Source organism: Burkholderia sp. AU4i (genome assembly GCF_000466765.1).
In the GTDB taxonomy this organism is placed as follows: domain Bacteria; phylum Pseudomonadota; class Gammaproteobacteria; order Burkholderiales; family Burkholderiaceae; genus Burkholderia; species Burkholderia cepacia.
The window spans coordinates 1-1,193 of sequence record NZ_ASSI01000415.1 but is presented as its reverse complement, the minus strand read 5'-3'; the positions used below and the strand labels follow the sequence as shown (position 1 = coordinate 1,193).

Here is a 1,193-nt window from a genome sequence, read left to right as displayed (position 1 = left end):
GTCGTGCTTGCCGCCGCGCTCGCCGCGGCGTGCACGCTGACGTGGACGATCACCTGGCGGCGCGGCGTCGCAGAGTTGCAGCGCAACGCCGCGGTGCGCGTCGACCGCACCACCAACGCGCTCAAGAGCACGCTCGACCGCTACGAATCGCTGCCTTATCTGCTCGGCAGCCATCCGTACGTGCAGGACCTGCTCGCCGAGCCGAAGCGCACCGACTACACCGCACGCGTCAACCGCTATCTCGAAGACCTCAACGAACACGCGCACGCGACCGTCACCTACGTGATCGGCGCGGACGGCCTGTGTGTCGCCGCCAGCAACTGGCGCGCGCCCGACAGCTTCGTCGGGATCGAATACCGCTTCCGCCCGTATTTCCTCGATGCGATGAACGGCCAGGTCGGCCGCTTCTTCGGGATCGGCACGATCTCGCGCGATCCCGGCTACTACATCTCGCAGCCCGTGTGGCGCGACGGCAGGATCGCGGGCGTTGTCGTCGTGAAGCTCAACCTCGAATGGTTCCAGGGCGCCGATGCGTCCGAGCCGCTCGTCGTCGCGGACGACCACGGCGTCGTGTTCCTGTCGTCGGTGCCCGCCTGGAAGTACCACACGCTGCGGCCGCTGACGGGGTCCGTCGCCGCGTCGATCTACGAGACGCGCCAGTACGCGCAGCAGCCCGTCACGCCATTGCCGCTGCGCATCGAGCAGGTGCTGGGCCCCGATGCGGAAATCGTGCGTCTCGGCGCGGGCCTGCGCGCCCCGCGCTACCTCGCGAGCAAGCGCCGGATCGGCGAGCCCGACTGGCTGCTCGTCACGCTGGCGCCGATCGCGCCCGTCGATGCCGATGCGCGCAACGCGACGATCGTCACGGGCTTCGGCTTCGTGTCGGTCGCGCTGCTCGCGTTCTACTGGCGGATGCGCCGCGCGCGCGTGCGCGAAATGATTCGCGGCCGCGCGCTGCTGCAGCAGGCGTACGCGGAGTTGAACCGGCGCGTCGAAGAGCGCACGGCCGACCTGTCGGAAGCGAACGAGCAACTGCAGAAGGAGGTCGGCGACCGGATCCGCGCGGAACAGGAACTGCGCGCCGCGCACGACGAACTGATCCAGGCGAGCAAGCTCGCCGCGCTTGGCCAGATGGCGGCCGGCATCACGCACGAACTGAACCAGCCGCTCGCGGCGCTGCGCAGTTTCTCGGA

The 1,193-nt window shown here is 69.3% G+C and carries 1 pseudogene; it reads left to right on the top strand.

Annotation, left to right across the window (positions count from 1 at the left end):
• Positions 1–1,193 (top strand): annotated as a pseudogene (locus tag L810_RS43145) (cache domain-containing protein); the annotation flags it as partial.